The organism is Polynucleobacter sp. MG-5-Ahmo-C2, from assembly GCF_018687735.1.
GTDB lineage: Bacteria > Pseudomonadota > Gammaproteobacteria > Burkholderiales > Burkholderiaceae > Polynucleobacter.
Genome location: NZ_CP061304.1, coordinates 1398327 through 1423131 on the forward strand (window position 1 = coordinate 1398327; position 24805 = coordinate 1423131).

At 44.3% G+C, this 24805-nt stretch carries 30 protein-coding genes and 1 tRNA gene; 4 read left to right on the forward strand and 27 right to left on the reverse strand.

Translation table 11 applies throughout. The features are described 5' to 3' along the window. Positions 1–74: 74 nt before the first annotated feature. From ccmI to C2740_RS07295, 16 genes are all read right to left on the reverse strand, one after another. Entirely contained in the window at positions 75–1259 is a 1185-nt protein-coding gene (ccmI, locus tag C2740_RS07220) for a c-type cytochrome biogenesis protein CcmI (protein WP_215292731.1), read from the reverse strand. Then, positions 1256–1729 (reverse strand): cytochrome c-type biogenesis protein, encoded by a 474-nt coding sequence (locus C2740_RS07225; protein WP_215292733.1) that lies wholly within the window; start codon positions 1727–1729, stop codon positions 1256–1258. The genes ccmI and C2740_RS07225 overlap by 4 nt, the downstream gene beginning before the upstream one ends. Beyond that, positions 1726–2256, reverse strand: coding sequence for a DsbE family thiol:disulfide interchange protein (locus C2740_RS07230; RefSeq protein ID WP_215292735.1), 531 nt, complete (start codon positions 2254–2256; stop codon positions 1726–1728). The genes C2740_RS07225 and C2740_RS07230 overlap by 4 nt, the downstream gene beginning before the upstream one ends. Then, positions 2253–4172, reverse strand: a complete 1920-nt coding sequence (locus C2740_RS07235) for a heme lyase CcmF/NrfE family subunit (RefSeq protein WP_215292737.1) — start codon at positions 4170–4172, stop codon at positions 2253–2255. The genes C2740_RS07230 and C2740_RS07235 overlap by 4 nt, the downstream gene beginning before the upstream one ends. Next, positions 4169–4603, reverse strand: coding sequence for a cytochrome c maturation protein CcmE (gene ccmE, locus C2740_RS07240; protein WP_215292739.1), 435 nt, complete (start codon positions 4601–4603; stop codon positions 4169–4171). Before ccmE ends, C2740_RS07235 begins: the two co-directional genes overlap by 4 nt. Then, positions 4600–4788: a heme exporter protein CcmD gene (gene ccmD / locus C2740_RS07245; protein ID WP_215292741.1), complete on the reverse strand. Its 189-nt coding sequence runs from the start codon at positions 4786–4788 to the stop codon at positions 4600–4602. The genes ccmE and ccmD overlap by 4 nt, the downstream gene beginning before the upstream one ends. Then, on the reverse strand, positions 4788–5564 hold the full coding sequence (gene ccmC, locus C2740_RS07250) for a heme ABC transporter permease CcmC (protein ID WP_215292743.1): 777 nt from the start codon (positions 5562–5564) through the stop codon (positions 4788–4790). The genes ccmD and ccmC overlap by 1 nt, the downstream gene beginning before the upstream one ends. Then, positions 5561–6226: a heme exporter protein CcmB gene (ccmB, locus tag C2740_RS07255; protein WP_215292745.1), complete on the reverse strand. Its 666-nt coding sequence runs from the start codon at positions 6224–6226 to the stop codon at positions 5561–5563. The genes ccmC and ccmB overlap by 4 nt, the downstream gene beginning before the upstream one ends. Continuing rightward, on the reverse strand, positions 6223–6870 hold the full coding sequence (gene ccmA / locus C2740_RS07260) for a cytochrome c biogenesis heme-transporting ATPase CcmA (protein ID WP_215292747.1): 648 nt from the start codon (positions 6868–6870) through the stop codon (positions 6223–6225). The genes ccmB and ccmA overlap by 4 nt, the downstream gene beginning before the upstream one ends. Positions 6871–7061: 191 nt before the next feature. After that, entirely contained in the window at positions 7062–7919 is an 858-nt protein-coding gene (locus tag C2740_RS07265; protein WP_215292749.1) for a metal-dependent hydrolase, read from the reverse strand. 48 nt (positions 7920–7967) lie between these two features. Then, positions 7968–8948: a quinone oxidoreductase gene (locus tag C2740_RS07270; RefSeq protein ID WP_215292751.1), complete on the reverse strand. Its 981-nt coding sequence runs from the start codon at positions 8946–8948 to the stop codon at positions 7968–7970. Between the two features lie 33 nt (positions 8949–8981). Then, positions 8982–9416: a DUF2452 domain-containing protein gene (locus C2740_RS07275; RefSeq protein WP_215292753.1), complete on the reverse strand. Its 435-nt coding sequence runs from the start codon at positions 9414–9416 to the stop codon at positions 8982–8984. Positions 9417–9445: 29 nt separating this feature from the next. Beyond that, entirely contained in the window at positions 9446–9979 is a 534-nt protein-coding gene (locus C2740_RS07280; RefSeq protein WP_215292755.1) for a superoxide dismutase family protein, read from the reverse strand. A 93-nt stretch (positions 9980–10072) separates the two neighbouring features. Further along, on the reverse strand, positions 10073–10624 hold the full coding sequence (locus C2740_RS07285) for a DUF3833 domain-containing protein (protein ID WP_215292757.1): 552 nt from the start codon (positions 10622–10624) through the stop codon (positions 10073–10075). Beyond that, positions 10625–11176, reverse strand: a complete 552-nt coding sequence (locus C2740_RS07290; protein ID WP_215292759.1) for a chalcone isomerase family protein — start codon at positions 11174–11176, stop codon at positions 10625–10627. It abuts the gene before it with no gap. Beyond that, on the reverse strand, positions 11173–11583 hold the full coding sequence (locus tag C2740_RS07295; protein WP_215292761.1) for a thiol-disulfide oxidoreductase DCC family protein: 411 nt from the start codon (positions 11581–11583) through the stop codon (positions 11173–11175). Before C2740_RS07295 ends, C2740_RS07290 begins: the two co-directional genes overlap by 4 nt. A gap of 62 nt (positions 11584–11645) precedes the next feature. On the opposite strand from C2740_RS07295, the gene C2740_RS07300 reads away from it, so the two are divergent. Next, the gene (locus tag C2740_RS07300; protein WP_215292763.1) at positions 11646–12020 is read left to right on the forward strand and encodes a DUF2237 family protein; all 375 of its coding nucleotides are present in this window, start codon (positions 11646–11648) and stop codon (positions 12018–12020) included. After that, the gene (locus C2740_RS07305; RefSeq protein WP_215292764.1) at positions 12017–12916 is read left to right on the forward strand and encodes a histone deacetylase; all 900 of its coding nucleotides are present in this window, start codon (positions 12017–12019) and stop codon (positions 12914–12916) included. Before C2740_RS07300 ends, C2740_RS07305 begins: the two co-directional genes overlap by 4 nt. Before the next feature lie 5 nt (positions 12917–12921). Here C2740_RS07305 and C2740_RS07310 read toward each other — a convergent pair whose 3' ends face one another. From C2740_RS07310 to C2740_RS07320, 3 genes are all read right to left on the reverse strand, one after another. Beyond that, on the reverse strand, positions 12922–13473 hold the full coding sequence (locus C2740_RS07310; protein ID WP_215292766.1) for a phasin family protein: 552 nt from the start codon (positions 13471–13473) through the stop codon (positions 12922–12924). Positions 13474–13579: 106 nt separating this feature from the next. Then, positions 13580–14218: a hypothetical protein gene (locus C2740_RS07315; protein WP_251369622.1), complete on the reverse strand. Its 639-nt coding sequence runs from the start codon at positions 14216–14218 to the stop codon at positions 13580–13582. Positions 14219–14226: 8 nt separating this feature from the next. After that, positions 14227–15333, reverse strand: a complete 1107-nt coding sequence (locus C2740_RS07320; protein ID WP_215292768.1) for a linear amide C-N hydrolase — start codon at positions 15331–15333, stop codon at positions 14227–14229. A 194-nt stretch (positions 15334–15527) separates the two neighbouring features. Between C2740_RS07320 and C2740_RS07325 the strand changes: the two genes are divergently transcribed. After that, complete coding sequence (locus tag C2740_RS07325) at positions 15528–16163, forward strand: NAD(P)H-dependent oxidoreductase (protein ID WP_215292770.1); 636 nt, start codon at positions 15528–15530, stop codon at positions 16161–16163. A 107-nt stretch (positions 16164–16270) separates the two neighbouring features. Then, positions 16271–16927 (forward strand): DsbA family oxidoreductase, encoded by a 657-nt coding sequence (locus tag C2740_RS07330; RefSeq protein ID WP_215292771.1) that lies wholly within the window; start codon positions 16271–16273, stop codon positions 16925–16927. 212 nt (positions 16928–17139) lie between these two features. Here C2740_RS07330 and C2740_RS07335 read toward each other — a convergent pair whose 3' ends face one another. The 8 genes from C2740_RS07335 to C2740_RS07370 all read right to left on the reverse strand — a co-directional run bounded on the left by C2740_RS07335 (position 17140) and on the right by C2740_RS07370 (position 24798). After that, on the reverse strand, positions 17140–18456 hold the full coding sequence (locus tag C2740_RS07335; protein WP_215292773.1) for an amidase: 1317 nt from the start codon (positions 18454–18456) through the stop codon (positions 17140–17142). A 63-nt stretch (positions 18457–18519) separates the two neighbouring features. Further along, positions 18520–19491 carry an ABC transporter substrate-binding protein gene (locus C2740_RS07340; protein WP_215292775.1) on the reverse strand — a complete coding sequence of 324 codons (972 nt, stop codon included), beginning with the start codon at positions 19489–19491 and terminating at the stop codon, positions 18520–18522. 29 nt (positions 19492–19520) lie between these two features. Continuing rightward, positions 19521–20336, reverse strand: coding sequence for an ABC transporter permease (locus C2740_RS07345; RefSeq protein WP_215292777.1), 816 nt, complete (start codon positions 20334–20336; stop codon positions 19521–19523). After that, complete coding sequence (locus C2740_RS07350; protein WP_215292779.1) at positions 20333–21121, reverse strand: ABC transporter ATP-binding protein; 789 nt, start codon at positions 21119–21121, stop codon at positions 20333–20335. The genes C2740_RS07345 and C2740_RS07350 overlap by 4 nt, the downstream gene beginning before the upstream one ends. 443 nt (positions 21122–21564) lie before the next feature. Further along, complete coding sequence (locus C2740_RS07355; protein WP_215292781.1) at positions 21565–22167, reverse strand: nitroreductase family protein; 603 nt, start codon at positions 22165–22167, stop codon at positions 21565–21567. A gap of 210 nt (positions 22168–22377) precedes the next feature. Further along, positions 22378–23418, reverse strand: coding sequence for an STAS-like domain-containing protein (locus C2740_RS07360; RefSeq protein WP_215292783.1), 1041 nt, complete (start codon positions 23416–23418; stop codon positions 22378–22380). 417 nt (positions 23419–23835) lie between these two features. Continuing rightward, a tRNA-Ile gene (locus tag C2740_RS07365) sits at positions 23836–23912 on the reverse strand. Positions 23913–24108: 196 nt separating this feature from the next. Next, positions 24109–24798 carry an outer membrane protein gene (locus tag C2740_RS07370; RefSeq protein ID WP_215292785.1) on the reverse strand — a complete coding sequence of 230 codons (690 nt, stop codon included), beginning with the start codon at positions 24796–24798 and terminating at the stop codon, positions 24109–24111. Between the last annotated feature and the right edge of the window lie 7 nt (positions 24799–24805).

A 24805-nucleotide genomic window follows, 5' to 3' on the forward strand; every position in this document is an offset into this window, starting at 1 on the left:
CTAATGTTTTTTGCATTATGCCCCGAGCGTAAGATTAGGCAAATGATTCAACCCCACCCGGGTTAAACAAAGGCTTACTGACGTACCTGGTCGACTACCAAGCGAACATTGCTTGTGCCAAGCTTCACTATTTGCGCAGATGAAATTAAATCGCCCATCTCAGCTTTTGCCATTCCAGTCTTAGAGATCCTGACTTCAATGGAAGCCTCAGACAATCCGGAAAGTGGCATGCTTGGATTCATTGCCAAAGCATCTGTCAAAGAAAAGCTTATCGGAAATACGGAGACTGCCATCTTTAATACTGCCACGGGCATACGCTCGCCAGGCTTACGCGCAATCACCATCACAAGATCACCAGATTGCACCTTAGACTTTAGGGCAGAAGATATCTCAATCTTGCCAGCAATACCTTTCGTATTTACGACAGCAGTAGATGGAAGGCCTCCCTTAGATCGCGCCTCAGAAATCGATTCTTGTATTGAACGTGCCTCTTCAGTTCCCGGGGGCAATTGTTTTGCAAGTTTTTCCCAAGTCTGGATAGCTGCTTTGTAATCGCCAGTTGTATAGGAAGCGGTCCCAGAAAGCCATAAGGCCATCAAATTATTAGGGTCTAACTTTAGCGCTTGGTTAATGAGTTTTAATGGCTTGCCGGCAAAACTTCCATTGGCATTACTAGCCAAGGTATCAGCATAGTCAGCCAAGAGCTGAGGGTCTGAATCAATAAAATTACCGGAGTGCTCATATGCCCTTGCAGCATCTTCATTACGACCCAAGATACGATAGGAACGAGCCAGCATCGCCCACCCCTTTAAATTAGACGGATCTTTATCCATCTTTACAGCAAATTCAGAAACCATTTTCTCAACACCCTCTCGAGTCATAGGCTGCTGTGCATTATTCTCAACAAGACGAGTGGCATCACCTAAAGACCAATAGAATCCAGCTGAGAGTACTGTGATGAATAAACAAAGACCAATTACAGTAATCTTGCTAGAACCCATCACAGAGCGATCATCATCTTCATTCGTATCCTGAAAGAGGCGTTGACGCATTTCAGCATGGGCAATTTCATAATCAGAGCTATTCATGGAACCCGCTAAACGCTCTGCCTCCAACTTTTCGAGCTCTTCACGATAAATAGCAGCATTCATTTGACGGCGAGAAGTTGCCTCTACTGTTGCCGGAAAAATAAATGGGCGCAATAGTAGAACCAGCACCAGGACTAGCAACAGAAAGGCGGGAATCAGAAAACTGGTCATGAAGCCTCCCGCTCATTCTTGTTATCAAGCAAAGCATCTATCTTTTTATTGTCATCATCAGACAAGGCAATCGTAGTAACAGCACTATTTCTCCGACGCAAATAGGTCAGCAACCCAAGTATGCCAATCAACAGAATGACAAAGGGGCCAATCCAAAGCAGCCAAGTAGTCGGCTTGATAGGTGGACGATAAAGCACAAAGTCTCCGTAGCGCTCAACCATGAAGCTTCTAATTTGTTCATCACTCTTACCCTCTTTAATCAGGGTGCGAATTTCTCTACGTAGGTCATTCGCTAAATCAGAACGAGAACCGGCCAAAGATTCATTCTGGCAAACCAGGCAACGCATCTCTTCGGAAATGCTAATCAAGCGCTGCTCGGTCACAGGATCATCCGCTAAAGGCGCAGCATCTTTGGCAAACGAGAAGCCAAAACTAAGCATGCAGAGCGCGATCGCCAGAATCTGTTTCATGGTTTCTGAAGATCGCTAATCAATGGATATATCTTTTTGTTTAACAACTCCATTGTGAGTGGGCCTATATGCTTAAAGCGAATCACCCCGGCTTTATCAATCACATAGGTTTCAGGCACACCATAGACACCGTAATCGATTCCGACGCGCCCATTTGCATCAAAGGCAGACAGTACATAAGGATTGCCCTGCTTTGCCAACATGGCAAGAGCATCTTCCCGTTGATCTTTGTAATCCAGCCCAATGATAGGCGCCATCTTTGACTTGGCGAGATCCACCAACACTGGATGCTCCTCACGACAAGCTACACACCATGAGGCCCAGACATTCAATATCCAAACTTGCCCCTTCATACTTGCCGGAGAAAAAGACTGATGCGCCTCCGATAACTGGGCAATCTCAAATGCTGGTGCCGGCTTATCGATTAAGGGTGATGGCACTTCATGCGGATCGCGATTTAAACCAATGGCCAGGAAGACCACCAAGACAATAAAGAGCAAAAGAGGAATTAAAAACTTTGCTTTCATGAGGCTTGTTTCTTCAGCTGAATGCGATAACGTTTGTCAGAGATCGCTAATATGCCACCAAGCGCCATCAATAAGCAGCCACCCCAGATCCAGTCTACAAAGGGCTTGTAATACACCCGGACCGCCCAAGACTTATCTGGCAACTCTTCACCCAGAGAAACATAGATATCGCGCGTTAAGCCCGTATCAATAGCAGCTTCAGTCATTGGCATAGTTGATGAAAAGTAGTTGCGCTTCTCAGGGTAGAGCGTTGCCTGAGTAATGCCATTTTTTGTTAACAAAAAAGTGCCGCGCATTGCCTGGTAATTTGGGCCTGGAACTAGATTAACATCTTGCAGCCGTATTTGATAACCACCCACTGAAACGATTTCACCCGCTGACATACGTACATCTTTTTCTTCTTGATAAGCGCCAACCATAGTGACACCAATCACAAATACAGCAATTCCCAGATGGGCCACTTGCATGCCAATAAATGAACGGGTTGGCTTACCCGCTTTTGCTTGACGAATAATCTGTAAACAACCAGAGGCAATCACCCAAAACGCCAACAAGAAGCCAAGACCTGCCAGCCAGGTGAATTCACCCATCATCAGAGGAATGCTAATACCAGCAAGAACTGCGGCCAAGCCTGCAAGCCATAAACGCTTAATTACCACCAGCAGATCCGAATTTTTCCAGCTAGTCCAAGGACCAATACCCATTAGTACCAATAAAGGAATCATGATGGGTACAAACACGCTATTGAAATAAGGAGGTCCTACCGAGATTTTGCCTAAATGAAGAGCATCAATTAATAAGGGATATAAAGTTCCCAACAATACTGAACCAGCAGAAACAACTAAGAAAACATTTCCTAGAAGGATAAAAGTTTCTCTTGAGCTGAGGCTAAATTTGCCGCCGAGAGAACTTTTCGGCGCACGCCAGGCATATAGACCTAAAGAAGACCCAACTACGAGAGTCAAGAAAATTAAGATAAAAATACCGCGCCTAGGATCAGTTGCAAAAGCATGTACCGATGTCAACACACCAGAGCGCACTAAGAATGTTCCCAAGAGGGATAGTGAGAAAGCAGTAATTGCTAACAAGACAGTCCAACTTTTAAAGCCACCGCGCTTTTCTGTCACTGCTAATGAATGCAATAGGGCAGTGCCAACTAACCAAGGAATAAATGATGCGTTTTCAACAGGATCCCAAAACCACCAGCCACCCCAACCGAGTTCGTAGTAGGCCCACCAGGAGCCTAGAGCGATACCAAGCGTCAGAAATATCCAAGCGGCTGTCGTCCAAGGGCGTGACCAGCGGGCCCATGCAGCATCGAGCCTTCCGGAGAGTAATGATGCGATTGCAAAAGCAAAGGCAACCGAGAAACCAACATAACCCATGTACAACATCGGCGGATGAAATACTAGTCCAGGATCTTGCAACAGCGGATTTAAAGATCGACCGTCTTGCGCTGCTGGAAACAAGCGCATAAATGGATTGGAGGTTGTCAAAACAAAAAGTAGCAGACCGCTAATCACTAAGCCCAAAACGCCAATCACCCTCGCAACCATAAACTCATCCAAAGCCTTAGAGAGTTGGGCAACCATGATGGTCCAAGTGCTTAATAAGAAAACCCACAGGAGCAATGAACCTTCATGACCACCCCATACGGCGCCCAATCGATAAACAACCGGTAATTGGGAATTAGAGTGCTCAGCTACATAGAGTACTGAAAAATCGTTGACATAAAAACTCCACGCCAAGATCGCAAAGGCAATCCCAAGAAGAAGGAAAACGGTTTGAGCAGCAGGTCTTGCCAACATTAGCCACTCGCGGCGGCCCTGGTGTGCGCCAACTAAAGGAAGCACCCCTTGGATCAAAGAAACACACAGCGCAAGAATTAATGCGTAATGCCCAAACTCAGGAATCATTTATTGCTTCCGTTTTTTTGAGCCTGCTCTAGAGCGTGTTTCGCCTCAGGCGGCATATAGTTCTCATCATGCTTCGCAAGAACCTCGCTGGCAATGAATTCTCCGTTGGTATTCATGCGACCTTGAATGACAGCGCCTTTTCCCTCTTTAAACAAATCTGGCAGAATGCCTGTGTAAGCAACTGGTATATCTTTGACGAGGTCGGTAATGACAAAATGCACAGTCAAGCCATCACGCCTTAAGGATCCATCCTTCACCATACCGCCAATACGAAATGCTTGGCCCGGTGGCGCCTTACCAGCAGTCACCTCACTAGGTGTGACATATAAAGCGATATTGCTATTGAGTGCATTGAGAATTAAGAGTGCAGCAACTCCAATGACTACCAATGCAGCAACAATGATTAACGCACGTTTATGTCTCGACTTCACTGACCACTTTCTCTATCAAACTGCTCGGCTAATTGTTCTTGCTTCAGTCTACGCACCGCTACCTTAAAGCGAGAGCGCACTAGCAAAGGCTCAAGTAATAAAACTAGAGCACAAACACCAAAGCTACTCCACACATATAAAGCGTAGCCACCCATAGCGAAGAATTCTGCTGGACTATTCCACATTAGCTCTTTACCTCGCTTAATTGTCTCACCCAATCGGTGTGGGCTTCACGCTCCAGAATAATGACTCGCACGCGCATCAAAGCTACCGCAATGGAGTACATCCAGAAACATAAAGCCATGAGTAGCATTCCCAAAAGCATAGTCTGCGCCATTGCAGGCGCTTTTGTTAAAGAAACTGAGGCGCCTTGATGCAAGGTATTCCACCATTTGACTGAGAAATAAATAATCGGCACATTAACCACACCCACCAGAGCCAATATAGCGGCTGCTTTATCAGCGCGACGAGAATCATCAATCGACGCTCTCAAGGCAATGAAGCCCAGATACAGGAAGAGCAAAATTAATTCGGATGTCAGGCGAGCATCCCAAACCCACCAAGCACCCCACATTGGCTTTCCCCAAAACGCTCCAGTCCATAAAGACAGAAATGCCATCCATGCACCTACCGGGGCTAAAGCTTGGGCCATCATGGCTGATAGGCGAGTATTAAAAACTAAACCGAGCCCAGCCCACGCAGCCATCACGAGATAAATCAACATCGACATCCATGAGGCGGGTACATGAATAAAAATAATGCGGTATCCCTGACCCTGCACTGCATCTACTGGAGCAACAAAGAAACTGACCCACAGACCGGCCAAACCAAATAGAGCGGCCAGCACCCAAAAAAGAGGAATCAGCTTTCCAGCAACCGGATAAAAAGTGCTTGGGCTTGATAACTTAAACCAGTTAATCAAGCGGCTATTAGAAAAAGAGGGGTTATTTACCGGATTCATTCAATCGCAATCTTTACAGCAGCGCTACTTACCCAAGGGATAAATGCTAAAGCCAAAATTAATAAAGCACCAAGCAAGGAAAAGTGGCCGGATGTATCTAGGCCAACACTATTTGCATATACAGCGCCAGCACCAAAAATTAATACCGGAATATACAAAGGCAAAATTATCAAGCTCATCAATACGCCCCCTCCCCGAACCCCAAGAGTTAAGGCTGCACCAATAGAGCCTAACAAGGATAGCACTGGGGTGCCCAATAAGAGAGTAGCCATCAATACATATAAAGAATTACTATCTAAGTCAAACTGAATGCCAATGATTGGAGCAAGCAGCACCAAAGGTAGGCCACATACGATCCAGTGCGCAATCATTTTTCCAGTGACCAATAAAACCATGGGTTGCGGCGATAAAGCCAATTGCTCCAAAGCGCCATCGTGATAATCTGCCGCAAACATACGATGTAAACCCAAGAGGGTCGACAACAAGGCAGAAACCCAAATAACGCCCGGTGCAATTTTGCGCAATAGGACAGCATCCGCACCAATACCTAGCGGAAATAAACTGGTGACCACCACAAAGAAAAAGACTGCCGTCAGCACCTCACTCTTGCGGCGCATAACTAAAAGTAAATCGCGATGGATGATGGCAAGTAAGGCTCTCATAGCTCTAATACCTGCATATTTGGAATATTGATCTCCTGATGACTTGTCAATACAGTAAGACCGCCAGCAGTAATATGCTCAATAATTAAGTTCTGCAACTCATGAACTGCTTGGGCGTCCAGGGCATTAAAAGGTTCATCCAAAATCCATAGCTTAGCCTGACGCGTTAACATGCGCGCCATCAGTACACGTCGCTTTTGTCCGGCAGATAAATAATGAACGGGTAAATTCTCACGCCCGCGTAACCCAAAACGCCACAAAGCAGCCAGTGCTTTTTCTTGCGAAAGAGAGACATCATCTAGTGCCGCATACATCTGCATATTTTCTAAAGCAGTGAGATCTTCTTTCAAGGCATCTCTGTGGCCCAAAAATAAGAGTTGACGATGATAAGCAATAGGATCAACTGCAATGGATTGACCACTCCAAAGTACCTCGCCAGATTCTGGTTTTGATAAGCCAGTTAAGAGGCGCAAGAGACTGGTTTTACCAACCCCATTCTCACCACGTACGTGCAAACAATCTCCAGAAGCAATGCGCAAATTCAGGCCCACAAATAATTCTCTTTCGCCGCGGACACAGCAAAGCCCACGGGCTTCAAGCACCAAGGGAGATTTACTAGAGGAAGTGGAAATATTGGCTGTCATGTAAGGCTGTGGCTTGAATCAAACCACCGCATGCATTGTCCAAGAGCCCATCAGGGCTGTCAAACAAGCAAAAATGGATTTTAAGAAATAATTCCTTTTAATTCAATTGCTTAGAGAATTATAAGCGAGTTGCTAGGTAAATAAAAAACCACCCGCAGGTGGTTTTCAGTCAAGTGCTCACGAATACAAGCCTAGAACTGCACAGTCTCCCCTTCAGTCATAGGGATAATTTTTATATTGCTACCCTTCATCGCCGCCTGGAACTCTGCCAAAGTACCCTTTGCCATTGGATTGGAGTTGTAGTGCATTGGAATGACCATCTTGGGCTTCACCCAAGTGCGGAGTGCATATGCAGCATCATCTGGGCCCATCGTGAAATTGCCACCAATCGGAATCATCACCAAGTCTGGCTTGTAATACTCACCGATAAATTGCATATCGCCGAATAATCCTGTATCACCCATATCCCAGATCTTGAAACCATTCTCTAACTCAATGATGTAGCCCATAGCTTCACCAGCATGATGCGCCTCCATTTTTTGGGTCTCAGGATTTTTATGTACCAATAGAGAAGAATGCTCAGCCTTCACTGCTGTCACCTTAATGCCTGGCAAAGGAGTGACACTTCCACTCTTATTAAAGCGATGACCTAAATCAGCAGGCAGTACACCTAAAAAAATGAGTGGCGTCACCATATCCGCTGGACCATACAGCTTTGTATTATTCATCTTAGCTAAGGCAGGTGCATCGCCTATGTGGTCAACGTGAGCGTGCGTAACCAACAGCAAGTCAACTGGGCCAATCGCAGCTAGATCATTCTTATATTGGGGTGGGGTCTTTGGGCCGCCAGTAATCCAGGGGTCAACCAAGATAATCTTATCGCCTGGCGTCTTAATCCGAAAACCAGCCTGGCCCAGCCACAAGATTTCTGTCTTACCTCGAACGCTGTTAGTAGCTGAGGTCTGGGCATGTGAGTTCCCAGCACTCAATAGCAAGATTACTGACACTACAAAAGTAGAAATTGAACTTCTCAATGAAACACGATTCATGCCTTATCTCCTACGCTCTTTTGATATTGATGAAGAAGCTCTGAGGGCCTAAGGAATCATGACAATGGCGCCAGATACCTTTCTACCCTCAGCTGCCCGATGCGCATCTGCAGCTTGCTCCAAAGGAAACTTCGCACCAATTTGCACTTTAATGTAACCCTTGGCAATTGCATCAAATACTGCCTTTGCATTTTCTTGCAGCAATGCATGTGTAGCATTGTGAGGAAATACCGAAGGTCTTGTTAAAAATAAGCAGCCCTTCTTATTCAGAATCTCCGGTTGAATCTCAGGAGCAGGTCCTGAGGCCGCACCAAATAGAGCTAGAGTTCCAAAAGGCGCAACACAGTCTAAGGAGCCCATAAAAGTTGTTTTAGCTACAGAGTCATAAACCACATTCGCCTTCTTACCACCAGTCGCTTTAATCACTTCCTCAACCCAATTTGGCTGAGAGTAATCAACGACTGCATCACATCCTGCTTCTTTAGCTGCTCCGACTTTGGCTTGAGAGCCCACTGTACCAACCACAAAAGCACCGAGTGCCTTTGCCCAACCAGCCAAAATTTGACCAACGCCACCAGCAGCAGCATGAACTAAAACAATATCGCCAGCCTTTACCTTATAGGTTTTCTGAATGAGGTATTGAGCAGTCATTGCTTTAAAGAACACCGCTGCTGCAACCTCATCAGAAACATTGCTTGGTACCGGCACTAACTTATCTGCGGGAACATTGCGGGCACTAGCGTAAGCACCAATGCCAGCATTCATATACATCACACGATCGCCAAGCTTGAGGCCCGTGACACCATCGCCCAGGGCTTCAATGACACCAACGGCCTCATGACCAAGGCCCGTAGGTAGCTCAAGCGGGTAAACACCGGAACGCTGGTATACATCAATGAAGTTAAAACCAATAGCAGTCTGACGAATTTGCACTTCACCTTGCGCTGGAAGCGGCAACTCTTTATCGATTAACTTAATTACGTCAGCACTACCTAGTTCAGAAAGACTAACAACTCGAGCTTTTGTCACGTGTCACCTTATTTTTTATGGTTAAACAGAAAATCATACGGTCAGGGCATCTTCTTCAATTACAGCCCAAGTACTGTCACCCAACTTTTTCACTGCCATGGAATAAGTCCATGCATCTGGGATACCGCAACTCCACTCTTTTGGGCCATTCTGAATCAGTACGTTGACAGCATTCCTGCTGTCGTAATACAGGTGGTAAATTTTTCCATGAATGGGATTGAAGCTAAACTTCGCACCATGCACCATCTCGGTAGCATCCAGCCTTGCTTGCAAGGCCCGTGCCTGCTTCATTAAGACCTCAGCTTGCTCCATGATGCGCTCATACTCTTGCTTTGCATTTTGGCGCGCAACATTCACTGCCTTATCTTTTTCCTCAACCACCTTGATAGGAGCAAATACAGGGGCTCCAACTTCCATTGGATATTCAATCCCGGCATGTCTCGCTGGATCGGTATCTTCTATTCTCATGAAAGCCCCTGCGTATCCTAAGTGATGACTTACTTGATTAAGCCACAAGCAATACGTGGCCCAGAATTACCGGCCGGTTGTGACTTGTAGTCATCAGGATCGCGATGCACTACCACTGAACGTCCCACAATTCCGCTGGGGCCAGTATTCACAGCAAAACCATGCAGTGTCGCTGTATATGTAGCATCACCATTCGCATCCGACTTGATGTTGGGCAAATCGCCAGCGTGGCTCATATCGCTATTAGGCATGCCGTGGGCTTTAGTCTCTGGATTAAAGTGGCCGCCAGCGCTGGTAGCATCTGGAGCAGAACAGTCACCTTTTTCATGAACATGAAAACCTTGTTCCGCATTTGGCTTTAGCCCAGAAAATTTTCCATTGATTAAGACATTATTACCTTGCCAGGTGAAATTAACCTCACCCTTTGCCTTAGATCCTGATCGAGAGTCTAGACTGGCAGTTGCCTTTTGGCCCGTGCCCTGCTCCATCGATTGGCATGCTACTAAAGCCAAAAGTCCTGATACAGATAAACCAATCGCAACTTTTTTTAAATTTGTCTTCATATTTGTCTCCATGGGTTCTTCAATTTTTTGGGGGTACTATGACCCCCTCTATGACGCCGCACAGAAAGTGTGACACAAATTGAGGGTGTCTGCTTAGCGCTTATAAAAGCTCAGGGTAACCTCCCCAAGCTCAATGCCAAACTTGCTCATTTTGGCCTTATTGAGCATTACCTTGGGGTTTACGAGATACATCCAATCGTTAAATTGCACGTGATAAATCGTGCCATCCACTGGCAAAGCAAGGGTGTAAGTCCAGTTCAGGGCATTACCAGCTAAATCACCCTGGGCATCACCCACTACATCATCTGCCCTGCCAATGTATTTTCCTGGGGATTGTTCAGTCAAAGTCCAAATACGCTTTTGCTTGGTGCCATCAGAATAATCAAAGCTTTCATCCAGGGTCCCGACCTTCTTGCCATTGACAACTTTCCAATCTGCTTTGATGAGAACGGTAAATCGCTTCTTTACCTCGCCACTGCGGTCTGTGAAGATTCCATAAGCATCTATGGTTCCTGAAAAATACTCACTGAGCTCCAAGCTCGGCTTCTCATGTGCATATTGCTGAACATGAGGCCCGGAACAAGCTAACAGCAAGATTGTGCTGGCAATCATTGCAAGAGATTTCAAAGAAAAATAGGGGTTCATTTAGCAAGCCTCATTAAAAAGGGGTGGTGGGCAACCTTGGCCCAGTAATTCGTTGCGCAACTTGGGTACGCTCGTTTTAGGATCCAACCAAATACCAAAGAACGCTTTTGAGAACTCTGCGCCAGAAATTTGAGCAATGCGCTTACCGTCATGATAAAAAACCGTTCCCAGTTTTGGCGTATAGATCGCCGTCAAACTCTGGCCAGACTCAATATTTGGCAAGATACCGGCAAGCTCTCTACCCCATAGCGCCGCCTGGTGATCAGAAACACCTATTTTTTTCATCTCTTCGGCGCTTCGATTGGCGATAGAAGTGCCCGTAAATGATTTTTGATAGCGAATATCTAACGCAAACTCCGGGGAAGATAGGGTATCTGCTCGATAGAACGTTGCATCATAGACATGAAACCCCCACCAATTGAGTCTGCCACTGCCCTGTAGTTTCGCCGGATTTAAAACGCTATCGATGTATGTGATATCGCGGGCAAAGCCACTGGAGCTTATGAAAATAAAAGCGCTAGAGAACGCTATAAGAATCTTGAGTAATCTCATGGAGCACTCTTTGGGCTTGTCGCTTTGACTAAATGCAGGGCTGCCGGACCCAACAAGCTAGAAATTGCATGGCGATTTTTAGCAAAGAAACGATAGCCCACTTGCAATATTGGTTGCAATGATTTTCTAGAAAATGCCCAGGCTAAAAATGGCAGATTTGCCCGACGATATGCCTCCGGAAAAACCGTGACTCCCTGTATCAAGACTCCATTGGCATATTGACCATACATCGCAGCCAAGGCCTGCTCGCAGGAGATGCCAATCTTGTCAGAATCAAAGCGCTCAGAATTAATATCCACAAAGTCTAATAAGCCCGCCTGATTTCTTCTGGATAAAAAGAGAATCTCTGCTTGGCATAAGGGACAAGTGCCATCGTAAAAGAGTGTGAGTTTTTCTAGTGATTTCATGGCTCAGCAAGTTTAAGCCTTATTGAATAAACTGGCTGTTAACAACACAATCGAAGGATGCTATGCAGAAAGAAGTTGCCTTAAACGTATTTGGGGAGCCTCTGATTCCCTGCTCCTTTGACCCACTCACCGGATTCTTTAGGGATGGCTGCTGCAAAACCAATGAAGAAGATGTGGGTAGTCACTTAGTATGCGCGGTAGTGACCAAAGAATTTCTACAATTTAGCCTTGAAAAGGGTAATGACCTTATTACCCCCAGACCCGAGTATCAATTTCCAGGTTTGGTTGCTGGAGATCAGTGGTGTCTTTGCATTAATCGCTGGGTAGAGGCTGTTAATGCACACTGCGCTCCTTTAATCAAATTAGAGAGCACCCATATCAAAGCCTTAGAAACTGTTCCTCTGAATATCCTGCAGCAATATTCGAGCGAAGTGTGAAGGCTTTTTATACCGACCATTTTGTATTGCCGCTACCAGAGGGACATCGCTTCCCAATGGAGAAATATTCTCGCTTACGGGACCTCGTAAATACCATTACCGATATAGAGTTGGTAGAAGCCCCTGCGGCAAGTGATACCCAAATTCTTTATGCCCATGACCCAAACTATCTGATCAATATCATTGAAGGAAAGCTGAGCCCACAAGCTCAAAGAGAGATTGGCTTTCCTTGGAGCGAGCAAATGGTAGAGCGCTCTCGCCGATCTGCTGGTGCAACGATTGCTGCTGCAAAAACCGCACTTGAGGAAGGTATCTCGGTCAATCTAGCTGGTGGCACTCACCACGCTTATCGCGATATGGGGAGTGGATTTTGTGTTTTCAATGACTCTGCTATAGCAGCGCGCGCACTGCAGAAAGAAATCAATTCTAAGTTAAAAATTGCGATCATTGATCTAGATGTCCACCAGGGCAATGGCACCGCGTCAATTTTGCAAAATGATTCCTCAATCTTTACGCTATCCATTCATGGGGAAAATAATTTCCCTTTTAAGAAGGAGCAAGGCGATCTTGATTTAGGTCTTCAAGATGGATGCGATGACCAAACCTACTTAAGTTCATTGGCACAATGCCTAGATGTACTGAGTACTCGCTTCCAAGCAGACTGCCTGATTTACCTTGCAGGAGCAGACCCCCACGAGGATGATCGTTTGGGTAGACTCAAAGTTAGTAAAGATGGAATGCGCTTGAGAGATGAAGCTGTTTTCCAGCACGCCTTAGATAGAAACATACCTGTAGCGATGTCAATGGCGGGCGGTTATGGAAAAGAAATTGGATCAACTGTTGATATCCATTTTCAGACCATCAAAACCGCCCTTCAATTTCAGCAGCAATACTAAGAGGCCTAAGACTTCTTTTTAGACGCCGCTGTAGATGCCGATAGATTGCTAACGTTTTCTACGCTCTTCTCAAAGTTAGCAAAGGAGTCAGACATGGCAGCGCGTATTAACTCGAAATTTTGCAAAGCATTGTTAAATGAGGTTTTAAATACTGAAACATAGGCTTCACTCCCCATGGGCGCATTATTGGTAGCGTCATTTACAAAATGAATCAAGTCCGCCTTGGATTCTTGAATCAAACCCTCTGCAATTTTGACGAGCTCCTTGTTGCCGCTTTTCAAAACATTGAGCAACTGATTTTGGTATTGCGTCACTTCTTTAGCGGCATCCTGCAAAACCTCGGCGTGTACGTATTCAAAAGCGGCTCGAGGATCCTGAGTCTTCATCAGCTCAGAAACTCTTTTCTGCACTAGGGCAGCCAACTCTTGGGCAGCCTGCTGATTAATTTGTGCAATCGCTTGCGCACTTTCAGAAGCGACACGACCCGCAGCCTGGGTAGCATCAATCGCTCTTTGCTGACCTGGTATTGCACTCACATCAAATGGATTCTTGCTCATATAGACCCCTCAGGTAGTGACGACTACTACCAATCTACTCTCGTTACAGAGGGTTTCTATAGAGGAATACCAGTAGAAAAGGTCAGGGATACCGCTTTATAGATTTTTACTTCTTCTTCGGCAGACTATTCATCGTAGCGGCATCATTTAACTGCTGATCAACAAGGTATAGCGTTCCCCCGTAATTGGCCTGCAAATCATATCCCGCTAACCCAACCGTGTAGAAAGTAATATCGGGGTTAAACGAACGAATTGTGCCGCCAGATCCTGCAGAAAAATTAGCATCAATATCTATGCCGCCCCGTTGACCATCAATTGAGCTTAATAAAAACTGATCAATCGCTGAAGTCGTTTTAAAGATCACAATCTGATACTGATTCTGATATCCAGCACCCAATCCCTCGCCTGTTTTTAAGGCTTGCATAAACACAGGCTCTTTGCGACGCTTGTCATATAAAACCCCTTCACCCCTTGCAACCACAATTAGCAACACATTAATGTTGGTGGTGCTAAAGACGGCATAACCCGGTGCTGCTGAAATTTCTTTCTGAACTGCGGGGTTTTGTTTGATGAGAGCCTGAAGACCCGTCTGCGCCATCTTGATTGTTGCTTGACGTTTTTGAAGAATCTCAGCCTCAGTCAGCGGCTTGCCATTCTGACTAGTAGATTGACAAGCGGTCAATCCCGCAATAGCAAGCAAGAGGATTAATGCGTAACGCATCATTGGATTTAGTGGATGGCTCATATTGAAAATTAATTTACTGAGATGACGGATTGCGGCTTGTCTAGTTTGTAATATTGAATTTCTTTTGCATTGACATCGATTTTCTTCATATCAAAAGAATAGATATTAGTAGTCTCGAACATTTTGAGGCTGTAGACCATATTTTTATTATCAGCCACAACACTCCACTCTGTGATCTCAATGCCACCGGCACCACCACCATAGGCGTTTGTTGCAGGCAAGCTAATGGCGCCAGGCGGAATATCAAAGCTGCCTAAAATATGCCAAGCAGTGTTCGTTTGCTGTACTGTTGTATAGCTTACCGGTACAGACTTAGTCAAAAATAAAGCCCGTATAAAGCGGCTGGGGCTCAAATAATCGCCAGGTAAGCCATGTAAACCACTGCCTGAGCTTGGCGGTACAAAACGTATTCCATTTATCAATAAGGGATCCTTCTCAACACTAGTCAGATTTGCATAATTACCAATGTTGTTCAATTGATCCCGAAATGCTGGGTCATTGGTCATCACACCTGTTGGGTTATCAGTGATTACTAGTTCGCCCTTGAGATACTCAATCACAATGCTCTTCCCCTTAGCATCATGCAATGTCATGCGGACGGGTGCCGATTGATTGTTGTATGCGGGAATAATAGAGCGATTGACCTTAATCTTCTGAAATCCGGTCTTCACTTCGTCAACGGTCGCAAAATTAGTCAAGGCATATATCAACATCTGGATGGAGGCAATGCTGTTTGCAGAGTCGGCCTGAGTAACTGCCTGATACACGGCGGTATTGGGAGCATTCAATAAGCCACCTACCAGGCCTTTTTCATTCATGCCATCAACTAAAACCGGCATACCTAAACCATTCATACCAGCCACTGCATATTTGCTAGTCCAATTGAGCCCTGTCCCAGGCTTACTATCAGCACCAACTCCAGCAATAGGTAAATTTCTTGGGATCACGGTCAATTGAGAGTTGAGAGCAAGCCCAAACTCCATGGTGCGGCCATAAACAAATCCATTGTCGCTCCCCTTTAGCAAAAAGCTAGTGCAGGCATTACTGGAGAGCGGCGCGATGATCAATAGGATCGATATCAATAGCGCGAGAAATTGCTTGATTGTTTGATTCATGGGAACTCCTGCAATAGATTGATTAATGTATGCCCAAAATTAGAATTTATTGAAAAGCAGTCATTTAGACACGCTGATTCTAAAGGAGCATTATTACTGATAAGCTATTTTCTTTAAGAACATCGCTATAGGTATCAATAAGCCTGGTTCAACTAGAATGGCTTATCTTTTCCAATATAAATAAGGGAATATCAATGAGCCTCATTCATAAACTGCAGTGGCGCTATGCCACTAAAAAAATGGACCCATCAAAGATGGTCCCCCAAGAGAAAGTTGATCAAATTCTTGAGGCAATCCGCTTGACGGCCAGCTCTAGCGGACTACAACCCTATGAAGTACTGGTAATTACCAATCAGGAAATCCGTGAACAAATAAAACCTATTGCTAACGGCCAATCTCAAATTACAGATTGCTCACACTTACTTGTATTTGCAGCCTGGGATAACTACACGGCTGAGCGTATTAATGATGCATTTGATATGACTGAGGAAATCCGCAACTTCACCAGCGAGGCAGGAACGGCTTATCGTCAAATGCTTCTGAAAGCTTATCCAGCAAGAGATGCAGAAGTCAATTTCACGCACGCTGCGAAACAGGTTTACATTGGACTTGGTACTGCATTAATTGCGGCTGCTTATGAAGAAGTCGATAGCACCCCAATGGAGGGATTTGATCCAAAAGCACTCGATGCCATTCTGAACCTCAGGGAAACGGGGTTGCGCAGTGTTGTGATGCTCCCGCTAGGCTACAGAAAATCTGATGAAGATTGGCTGCTTAAGCTCAAGAAGGTGAGAAGACCCAAAGAAAGTTTCATTAGCTGGATCAAATAAATATCCAGTAAGAGCCAAAAATACCAGCCCCAGGGTTGGTATTTTTATTTATAGTAGATCTATGTACGGCGAATAAGCGATGCCTGGAGTTCTGTAGAATCAAGTACATGAAGCCAACTATCAAAATTGACTACGTATCAGATATAGCTTGTCCTTGGTGCGCCGTGGGACTTGGCAATCTCAATCAAGCAATAGCCCAGCTAAGCGATAAGGTAGACTTTGAAGTGCATTTTCGACCCTTTGAACTTAATCCCAATATGCCTTTGGGCGGACAAGATGCCATTGAGCACCTCACTGAAAAGTACGGCTTAAGCGCAGAGCAAGTCAAAGCCAATCAAGCCAATATTCGCACCAAAGCATTAGAAGCTGGATTTGAATTTCATCCAGAAGGCCGGAAACGGGTTTACAACACCTTTAATGCCCATCGCCTTTTGTACTGGGTCGCCAAAGAATATGACCTGCAAAAACAGGCCGCTCTTAAAAAAGAATTACTCAACACCTACTTTTGTATGGCAGTAAACCTAGATGATCAGAACAATTTACTAGAGGCAGTTAAACGAGCTGGCTTAGATGCTCAAAGAGCACAAGAAGTTCTGAGTGCTAATGAATTTGCCAATGAGGTCAGGAAAGAAGAGGCTGCGTATACAGGCGCAGGCATCAGCTCTGTTCCGTCGATCATCCTGAATGATCAATACCTCTTACAAGGCGCTCAAGCCCCAGAGTCCTTTGTGAATGCATTTGAGCAGCGCATTCAAGGGGCCTAAAGAGATAAACCTCACCATTGTGCATGAGGGTTTGCTTTTCTGGTGCTCACCAGGACTTAAATCTGGGGCCAAAGGATTTATGAAAGTAGATGCTCAAAGAAAACCACTAGGATTTCAAGAGGTTATGCCTCCTAAATATCGGTGAGCGAGCATTTGTGTGACTAAATTAACAAGATCACAAGAAACGCTCCCCCATTCTTTGGTTTTCAAAGTCAAAAAACTTTTGAGTGATGACCTAGAGCAAACTCAGAAAATTTAGCCACACTAAGTAACTTGACATCGCTTCGATAATTTCCAATCAGCTGTATGCCCAGTGGCAATCCATTCCTTGACTTACCTGCAGGGATAGTGATCGAAGGAATTCCCAAAAAACTCCAGAGAGCACAGAAAATCGGATCGCCAGTAGAGACTAAGCTCTTTGGGGCTTCCCCACTTGCAGGGGCCATTAAGAATGCATCAAATTCATCAAAATAAGCACCGATAGAGGCACGCAGTTTTTTCTGTAAAAACTTGGCGGCAATATAGGCAGGTGCACTGTGTTGTAAACCTCTTGCTACTAACTCTTGAATATGAATGCTCAGTAAATCATTTACTTTTTCAGAATGAGCCGCATGAATTTCTGCGGCTTCAGATTCCATAATAAGATTCATTGCCTGAATCGCATCCCAATACTCTTGTGGCAAGGATAGTTTTTGAACGACAGCACCTGACTCCTCAAGCTTTTGCGCGGCCAATTTCAAAGCCTGCTTTTGGTCATCGGACATCATATGATCTAGCGGCGTTTCCAGTAAGGCGATCTTCGGCTTATCTAACATAGGCAATTCTCTGTTGACACTAAATACCAGATCGGGGAGAACAATTAACTCCGGGTCAGACGAATCACTATTTTTTAAATTATTAAAAGCAAACGCCATATCATCAACTGACCGTGTGAAAAATCCAATATGGTCGAGCGAATAAGACAAGGCGTGAGCTCCAGACTTGGAAACTGCTCCATAGCTCGCCTTGTATCCCACTACCCCGCAATATGCTGCCGGCCTAATGATGGAACCTTGTGTTTGCGAACCTAGCGCCAAAGGAACAATCCCGGCACCAACAGATGCCGCTGATCCACTAGAGGATCCACCGGGCGTATGTTCTGCATTAATAGGGTTTGTCGTTGGACCCGGATTGCGCCATGCAAATTCAGTGGTAACTGATTTACCAAAAATTACTCCGCCAAGACTACGAATTTTTTTAACGATGGCAGCATCTTCAACGGGAGTTTTATCTTTATAGATAGGTGACCCATTGGTCGTTGGAAGATCAAACGTATTAATAATGTCTTTTACGGCAATTGGAATTCCTGAGAGTGGGCCAGACTTTATCTGCCTTGCCATTGACTCCATTGAAGCTCTTGAGACAAAAGCCTTGAGAACCGGCTCCACTTCATTCGCTTTATCAAAAGATGCTTGCACCACATCCATGGGTTTTAATTGATTAGCAGCAATTAAGTTACAAGCCTCAGTTATTCCAATTATTTTTTTCATATTTTTTAGTTAATTCAAAGAAATGGGGCGTAAAAATACGCCCCAGTTGATCAATAATCGCGATTACTTCAGTTTTATAGCGTTTTGAATATAAGTTTCGTTAATGAAGTTTTCAAATACAGGCTGCTCTTTTAGATTACCCAAGGCAATTTGTGTGTCCATGGAAATTTTGAGTGCTGCAGGAGTAATTTGAACGCTCTTAGGAAACACGTTCTCACTCATCATGCGAGTCACTGCATTTTCAACTACTTGTGGATCTAGCGTTGGGAATTCTTTCTTAGCAACCTCGATTGCACCCTTAGGATCTTTAGCCATAAAACGAAGTGCAACTTCCATGCCATTAACCATTCTCTGAGCAGAAACAGGGTCAACAGTCTTCATTGCAGTAATGGAAGAGAAAGCGTAAGCGCCATAAGTTTTCGGGAAGCCCAAAACAACCTTCATTCCCTTAATTGCTACTTGATCTAGGCCTGGCTCGTATAAGACTGCTACTTTAGCTTGGCCGCCCAATAAGGCTGCTGGCTCAGTACCAAGAGGAACTTGGATCATATCAATATCTTTATCACTCATGCCATTTTCTTTAAGCAACTTTAGGAATAAAGAAGTGCTTGTTGTTGGCATTAAACCAGTCACTACTTTTTGACCCTTGATATCTTTAATGCTAGTAAATTTAACATCAGGAGCTGTTGCAATCCATACGGCTGCACCATTCACTGCATTACTAATCACACCAACATTGGCACCTTTGGAGGCAGCAATAGCAGTCCACTCAGGACCATGGATTGAAAATTGTGAACTTCCTGAAAGGACTGAAGATAATGCTGCGGTAGGAGATCCTGCAGTTTCTTTAATGACACTTAAACCTTGGTCTTTAAAGAAACCTTTATCAATTGCGACATAAAGGGGTAAATACAACATCGACTGAAATGCCTGAGAAATAGTGACTGTTTTTACTTCAGCAGTTGCGCTAAACGACGCGCCAGAAATGGCTAACGCCGCAACCGTTACTTGTAGCTTTCTATAAATCGATTTCATGAAAAACCTCCGTGAGATTATTAAAAAAATTACATCCGAATTTGTGTACGTCCTGCATCATCGCGCCATGGGAATAAGAGGCGCTCTAGTGCATCAATGCCGTGATACAGAAAGAAACCTACGATCATGAGCATGAATAAACCAACCCAAACTGAATTAAGTTCGTACAAGCTTGATGCGTTGTAAATCATGTGTCCCAAGCCAGCCTTTGATGAAATGAATTCACCTACAACCGCACCAACCAATCCAAAACCCACGTTGATACGAAAGTTGGAAACGATTGCTGGCATTGAAGAAGGAACAACTACCTGACGAAATATTTGCTTGCGATCAGCGCCCATCGAATACAGCAACGATTGCAAATCCTTGTCAGCCTCTTTGGTTGCTTGATGGGCCGCAATAAGGGCAATGATGGCTGTCATGGAGACGACCAATACAACCTTAGCACCTAAGCCCGTACCAAACCAAAGCAAAATAATGGGAGCCAAGGCAATTTTTGGGACGCTATTAATAGCAACAATGAATGGTTCAACAATTTGAGAAACCCATTTCGAATACCACAATAGCAAACCAATGCTTGTTCCAACAAGGGTGCCAATGACAAAACCCAATAAAGCCTCCCAGAGTGTGTATCCCGTATCAATAAAGATGGAGTAATCCATCACACTTGCGATAAAACGCTTCCAAATACCAAACGGAGTGCCAATTAAAAACTCTGAGATAAGCCCAAACTCTGCCAGGGTTTGCCAAATAGCAAAGAAAATGACCACTGATAAGATTTGGATTAGGGACTTTCCAAGACCCGTATCCAGCATTTGACTCATATTGCGCTTTTCTTGACTCATACCACTTCATCCTTTCTAGTTTGGATATCCAACTCTGAACAAAGCAGATGAAAATATTCTCCGAAATTTTTATGCGATCTAGCCTCTATTGGCGAGGAGCGCTCAATATCAATTTGATGCACATTTTTTACTAGGGTGGGCCTGGTACTTAGAGCAACTACCCGTTTAGATAGAGCGACAGCTTCATCAATATCGTGAGTGACCAGAATGACTGTCTTTTTAAACTTTGCTACGGCATCTAACAAAACGCTCTCAAGGTACAGCCTGGTTTGGTAATCTAAAGCTGAAAATGGCTCATCCAACAAGAGGATGTCAGGATCCATTAGGAGAGTACGAATGAGTGCAACGCGCTGTCGCATACCACCTGATAGAGTTTGAGGGTAAGCTTTTTCAAATCCAGATAAGCCAAAAGTATTGAGATAGTCTCTTGCCTTTTCCACTCCATTAGCATCATCCTCGCCACGCACCCGCAATCCAAGCATGACATTCTCAAGAACTGTGCGCCATGGGAACAGCAGATCTTTTTGCATCATGTAGCCCACCTTACCTCTTAGGCTTTGAATTTTGTTGCCTCGATAGATCATATTGCCGCTATCAGTCTCTAGCAGACCGGCGATGATATTGAAGATGGTTGACTTTCCGCAGCCACTAGGCCCGATGATGCTCAAAAAATCCTGCTCCATCACGTCAAATGTGAGTCCGTTAAGAACGGGAACTGGTCCGCCTTTGCTGGCGAATGATTTATGTATTGAATCCAATGAAAGCTGAACTACAGGGTTAGTCACTATCAATCTCCATTAAATATTTTTATTAGGGTTGATACTTACATGCGCTTGCACTACAAACGAGTCCAATTGCATTCATTTAGTGCGGCATTCATCGATAAGAGTGCAGCATTCATCAATCTGGTGCGCGCCTTCAACTCATTGTTGAATCAAAATAAAAAATGTCGATTGGTTTATATCGATGTTTATTTTGGGATTGATCTCATCCGAAGCCATCAGCACTTGCAATATTGATTAACCACAACCTACAAATAGCTCATTGCTTAACTAGCAAACCTATATGCTTATTGGTGTTGAAGTGAACGATGTCTGGAGATTGCTTACACACCGAGTGGCATGGAAAGAAAAACGACTTAGGAATTTCTCCCTAAGTCGTTGTTTTCATTGGCAGCCCTACCAGAACTTGATCCTGGATAAAAGCTCAATTCAAAAAAGACCTGAATTTAAAAATGGTTTTCAATGATCATTTCTGATTTAGGGATAAATCCTGGCTTTGGCCATGCTGGTTTAATTCCCTTGCCAATTACCAACATCGCAGCAATGGCATAGTCTTTAGGCAAATGAATCAACTCCGCAACCTTGTCAAAATCAAAACCAACCATTGGGCAAGAATCGTAGCCCATTGCTTTAGCTGAAAGCATCATGGTTTGCAACATGATTCCAGCAGAGCGCATTGCTTCGTCTCTTTGTAGTTGCTCTTTACCAGCGTAAAAAGGATGAATCCAGGGAACTAATATATCTTGAGCTTCTTTAGGAGCATTGACCCAATATCGGGCAGGATCTTTTTCCCATGCCTTGATATCAACAGTCACTACAAATAGTAAAGATGCCTCGGTAACTTGAGCTTGATTATTTGCAGCTTCACGCAACTGAGCTCTGAGGGCCTTGTCAGTAACATTCACCAAACGCCAGTGTTGGATATTGAATGAAGATGGCGCTTGCATAGCGAGATCTAACAGCTGGTCAGTCTCTTGCTTAGTAAATTCATGGCTTGGGTCAAAATGCTTAACAGCCCTGCGTTCGCGGATTACATCAAATGTATTCATTAACTTCCTTGATGAGATTTAAACCTTGATCATAAGGCAATATTTAGAAGACAAAATCCCCACCATTTCTGATGAGGGTTTGCTTTTCTGGTGAGCCCACCAGGACTTAAACCTGGGACCAAAGGATTCCGGCTTGTGTTAGTTTCCTAACTCCCTGGACTATGCCTTCATCATATCGATTGCTCGACTTAGATGGGTGCCGTTTAGTCTCTATCCCAAATTACTTTGAGCAGCTTTAATCATTTTTTTCACCTCAAGACTCTCATTAATGGAGTGAATGGTAATTTGCGGATTTTGTTTAACAAAAACGCGAAACACTTCGTCTGCAAATGCCTGACCAATTGATTCAACACCCTTAAAATCCAACAGTACAGTCTTAAAACGATCAACGCGATTTAAAATTCGCTTTGCCTGAGAGCGCGAAATAAGCTGGCCACCTTCGTGTAGAGCCAGCTTCACCGGAACAACGGTTTTATTAAACGCGTAATCTTCGTCTTCTGTACCACTAAAACTATCAAATACCGTACGCAATATTCTTTCTGAATTAAGCGCTATTTTCATAACAACCCTAGTTCCTTGATGACTTTTTTCGTTATGAAGTAAAAAGTCCATTCCCGAACCGTCAGCGTGTGTAAAGACTAAATCACCAGAGAAAATAAAGAATTCATCAAAAGCACGGGATGAGAAAAAGATTCCTTGCCCAGTATGATTACTTGGATCAGTAGTGAGCTTTCCTTTGCTCAATTCCAAAATAGACTCACGTGCATCGTGCAGCTTTAATAATCTAGCAATATGGTTAAAAATTCCCTCGCCATTATCAACAATTGATATTGAAACAGAATCGGGCGTTCTTTCCACGTTGATGTAGACCTCAGTACCCTCTGAATGATCAATGGCGTTGTTTAGCATTTCAGTAAAACCGTAATGGCAAATATTGGCAATTTCTTTAGGCAAGCCATTAAATATTTCACCAAAATCACGCGAATAGACTTCAGACTCCTCAAGCCCCTTTAATTTAAATAGGCCATCATGAAATCGTTTCACACCCAACTGATATACACGCGCCTTCGTACTACCGCTGGAAGCTAAAAATCCATCCTTAACTAACGCTGCAAAATGTGCATGGATAGCCTGCCTAGTAAGGCCGAACCTGTCCATTGCGGCATGAGCTAAATCGAGTTGATTGGCTCTAACGCCATCCACCAAGAACTGACGTATTTCTTGGGAGCGCTTTGTATTGGCAAATTTCATGTCTATTTTTGTAAAGTTTTATGAAATTATTGTAAAGTTTTATGAAATTATTGTAAAGTTTTTGGTCAAGGATTGACAAGAAACCCTGAATAAATAGTACTTATATGCGCTCTGAGGCCCTTTTAACCCTATTATCGCCAAATCCAAGCTGAGTCTCTTTGGTAGTAGCTCGTATCCACTTGTTATCCACCTTATAGCGACATTGCCATACACATACTTTAGCTTCTGAGCCCAGGCTAGGACAACCTGATTGGAGGAATTACTGGAGTCAATTTAGCCAAAAGAAAGTGTGGCTAAGAGTGCTGACTAATGGAGGGTTTGTGGGGATGAATGGAAGGTAATAGATGGGGCGAGCGTTACTTAAAGTAACGCTTAAAAGACAAAACCCCCACCATTACTGATGAGGGTTTGCTTTTCTGGTGGGCCCACCAGGACTTGAACCTGGGACCAAAGGATTATGAGTCCTCTGCTCTAACCAACTGAGCTATAGGCCCGTATAAACCTTGTTGGAATCTATAAGTGGCTATTGTAATAGTTTCCCCGTGCTGACGAATGTGCTGACTGTGCCAACCCTGTCAAACCTATACGCCTTGTGGTTTAGAGTGCCCAATCCTAATTGTTAGAGTTGTTTGATGGTGCAGAAACAAAAAAGCCACTGCGAACAGTGGCTTTTTGAGATGCTAAGTTTATTTAGAACTTGTAGCCAAGACCTACCAAAAATTGGTAGGCTGATGGGGTTTGTTTTTGACTAATGGTGCCATCTCCAACATTCCCACTGAGGGTTGTTGAGGAATACGAGTAGTAATTGCCTTCGCCAAATACATAAAGGTTTTTATCAAGAAGCTGTTTGTAGCCTAAACCTGCAACATAACCATTTACGTTGGTAGATTTATTGCCCAAAGAGGCAATAGTATTCTGACCCTGCCAAGTTAAAGACTGACTACTAAATCCGCCTTTAACATACACAAGCTTATCCTTGTCGATCTCATACCCTGGCGTCAAGAAAATGTTATATCTATTTGCAACCTTATAGTTAACATTTACTCCAGCCGAAGCGCCATTATAGAGTCCTACTGTTGATGTAGTTACATTGGTGAATGAATAGTCTGCTCCAATACCTACCAACCATTGTGGCGCAACAGACATGTTGTAACCAAGACCTACGTTGGAAGAAAGACCGCCGCCCGATGATGTGGATGCAGACGCGGACCCACTATCTGAAGGTGTGGTGAACGATGTGAATGTAAATGTTCTAGACGAAATAGAGTTATTTTCATAACCTACACCCAACTGCCCATAAGCACCTTCAAACGCTGACTGAGCCATTGCTGAGCTAGCTACTACTGTTGCGGCAGCTGCTACTAATAATTTGATTTTCATTCTGTAT

What these genes read in the sequence shown, in the direction of transcription:
- C2740_RS07325 (WP_215292770.1), top strand. Translation starts at nt 15,528, where the DNA reads ATGAGCCTCATTCATAAACTGCAGTGGCGCTATGCCACTAAAAAAATG.
- C2740_RS07300 (WP_215292763.1), top strand. Translation starts at nt 11,646, where the DNA reads ATGCAGAAAGAAGTTGCCTTAAACGTATTTGGGGAGCCTCTGATTCCC.
- C2740_RS07370 (WP_215292785.1), bottom strand. Translation starts at nt 24,798, where the DNA reads ATGAAAATCAAATTATTAGTAGCAGCTGCCGCAACAGTAGTAGCTAGC.
- C2740_RS07265 (WP_215292749.1), bottom strand. Translation starts at nt 7,919, where the DNA reads ATGAATCGTGTTTCATTGAGAAGTTCAATTTCTACTTTTGTAGTGTCA.
- ccmA (WP_215292747.1), bottom strand. Translation starts at nt 6,870, where the DNA reads ATGACAGCCAATATTTCCACTTCCTCTAGTAAATCTCCCTTGGTGCTT.
- C2740_RS07355 (WP_215292781.1), bottom strand. Translation starts at nt 22,167, where the DNA reads ATGAATACATTTGATGTAATCCGCGAACGCAGGGCTGTTAAGCATTTT.
- C2740_RS07340 (WP_215292775.1), bottom strand. Translation starts at nt 19,491, where the DNA reads ATGAAATCGATTTATAGAAAGCTACAAGTAACGGTTGCGGCGTTAGCC.
- C2740_RS07335 (WP_215292773.1), bottom strand. Translation starts at nt 18,456, where the DNA reads ATGAAAAAAATAATTGGAATAACTGAGGCTTGTAACTTAATTGCTGCT.
- C2740_RS07280 (WP_215292755.1), bottom strand. Translation starts at nt 9,979, where the DNA reads ATGAAGACAAATTTAAAAAAAGTTGCGATTGGTTTATCTGTATCAGGA.
- ccmD (WP_215292741.1), bottom strand. Translation starts at nt 4,788, where the DNA reads ATGTGGAATAGTCCAGCAGAATTCTTCGCTATGGGTGGCTACGCTTTA.
- ccmC (WP_215292743.1), bottom strand. Translation starts at nt 5,564, where the DNA reads ATGAATCCGGTAAATAACCCCTCTTTTTCTAATAGCCGCTTGATTAAC.
- C2740_RS07285 (WP_215292757.1), bottom strand. Translation starts at nt 10,624, where the DNA reads ATGAACCCCTATTTTTCTTTGAAATCTCTTGCAATGATTGCCAGCACA.
- C2740_RS07225 (WP_215292733.1), bottom strand. Translation starts at nt 1,729, where the DNA reads ATGAAACAGATTCTGGCGATCGCGCTCTGCATGCTTAGTTTTGGCTTC.
- C2740_RS07315 (WP_251369622.1), bottom strand. Translation starts at nt 14,218, where the DNA reads ATGAGCCATCCACTAAATCCAATGATGCGTTACGCATTAATCCTCTTG.
- C2740_RS07295 (WP_215292761.1), bottom strand. Translation starts at nt 11,583, where the DNA reads ATGAAATCACTAGAAAAACTCACACTCTTTTACGATGGCACTTGTCCC.
- ccmB (WP_215292745.1), bottom strand. Translation starts at nt 6,226, where the DNA reads ATGAGAGCCTTACTTGCCATCATCCATCGCGATTTACTTTTAGTTATG.
- ccmI (WP_215292731.1), bottom strand. Translation starts at nt 1,259, where the DNA reads ATGACCAGTTTTCTGATTCCCGCCTTTCTGTTGCTAGTCCTGGTGCTG.
- C2740_RS07275 (WP_215292753.1), bottom strand. Translation starts at nt 9,416, where the DNA reads ATGAGAATAGAAGATACCGATCCAGCGAGACATGCCGGGATTGAATAT.
- C2740_RS07330 (WP_215292771.1), top strand. Translation starts at nt 16,271, where the DNA reads ATGAAGCCAACTATCAAAATTGACTACGTATCAGATATAGCTTGTCCT.
- C2740_RS07320 (WP_215292768.1), bottom strand. Translation starts at nt 15,333, where the DNA reads ATGAATCAAACAATCAAGCAATTTCTCGCGCTATTGATATCGATCCTA.
- C2740_RS07360 (WP_215292783.1), bottom strand. Translation starts at nt 23,418, where the DNA reads ATGAAATTTGCCAATACAAAGCGCTCCCAAGAAATACGTCAGTTCTTG.
- C2740_RS07235 (WP_215292737.1), bottom strand. Translation starts at nt 4,172, where the DNA reads ATGATTCCTGAGTTTGGGCATTACGCATTAATTCTTGCGCTGTGTGTT.
- C2740_RS07345 (WP_215292777.1), bottom strand. Translation starts at nt 20,336, where the DNA reads ATGAGTCAAGAAAAGCGCAATATGAGTCAAATGCTGGATACGGGTCTT.
- C2740_RS07230 (WP_215292735.1), bottom strand. Translation starts at nt 2,256, where the DNA reads ATGAAAGCAAAGTTTTTAATTCCTCTTTTGCTCTTTATTGTCTTGGTG.
- C2740_RS07310 (WP_215292766.1), bottom strand. Translation starts at nt 13,473, where the DNA reads ATGAGCAAGAATCCATTTGATGTGAGTGCAATACCAGGTCAGCAAAGA.
- C2740_RS07290 (WP_215292759.1), bottom strand. Translation starts at nt 11,176, where the DNA reads ATGAGATTACTCAAGATTCTTATAGCGTTCTCTAGCGCTTTTATTTTC.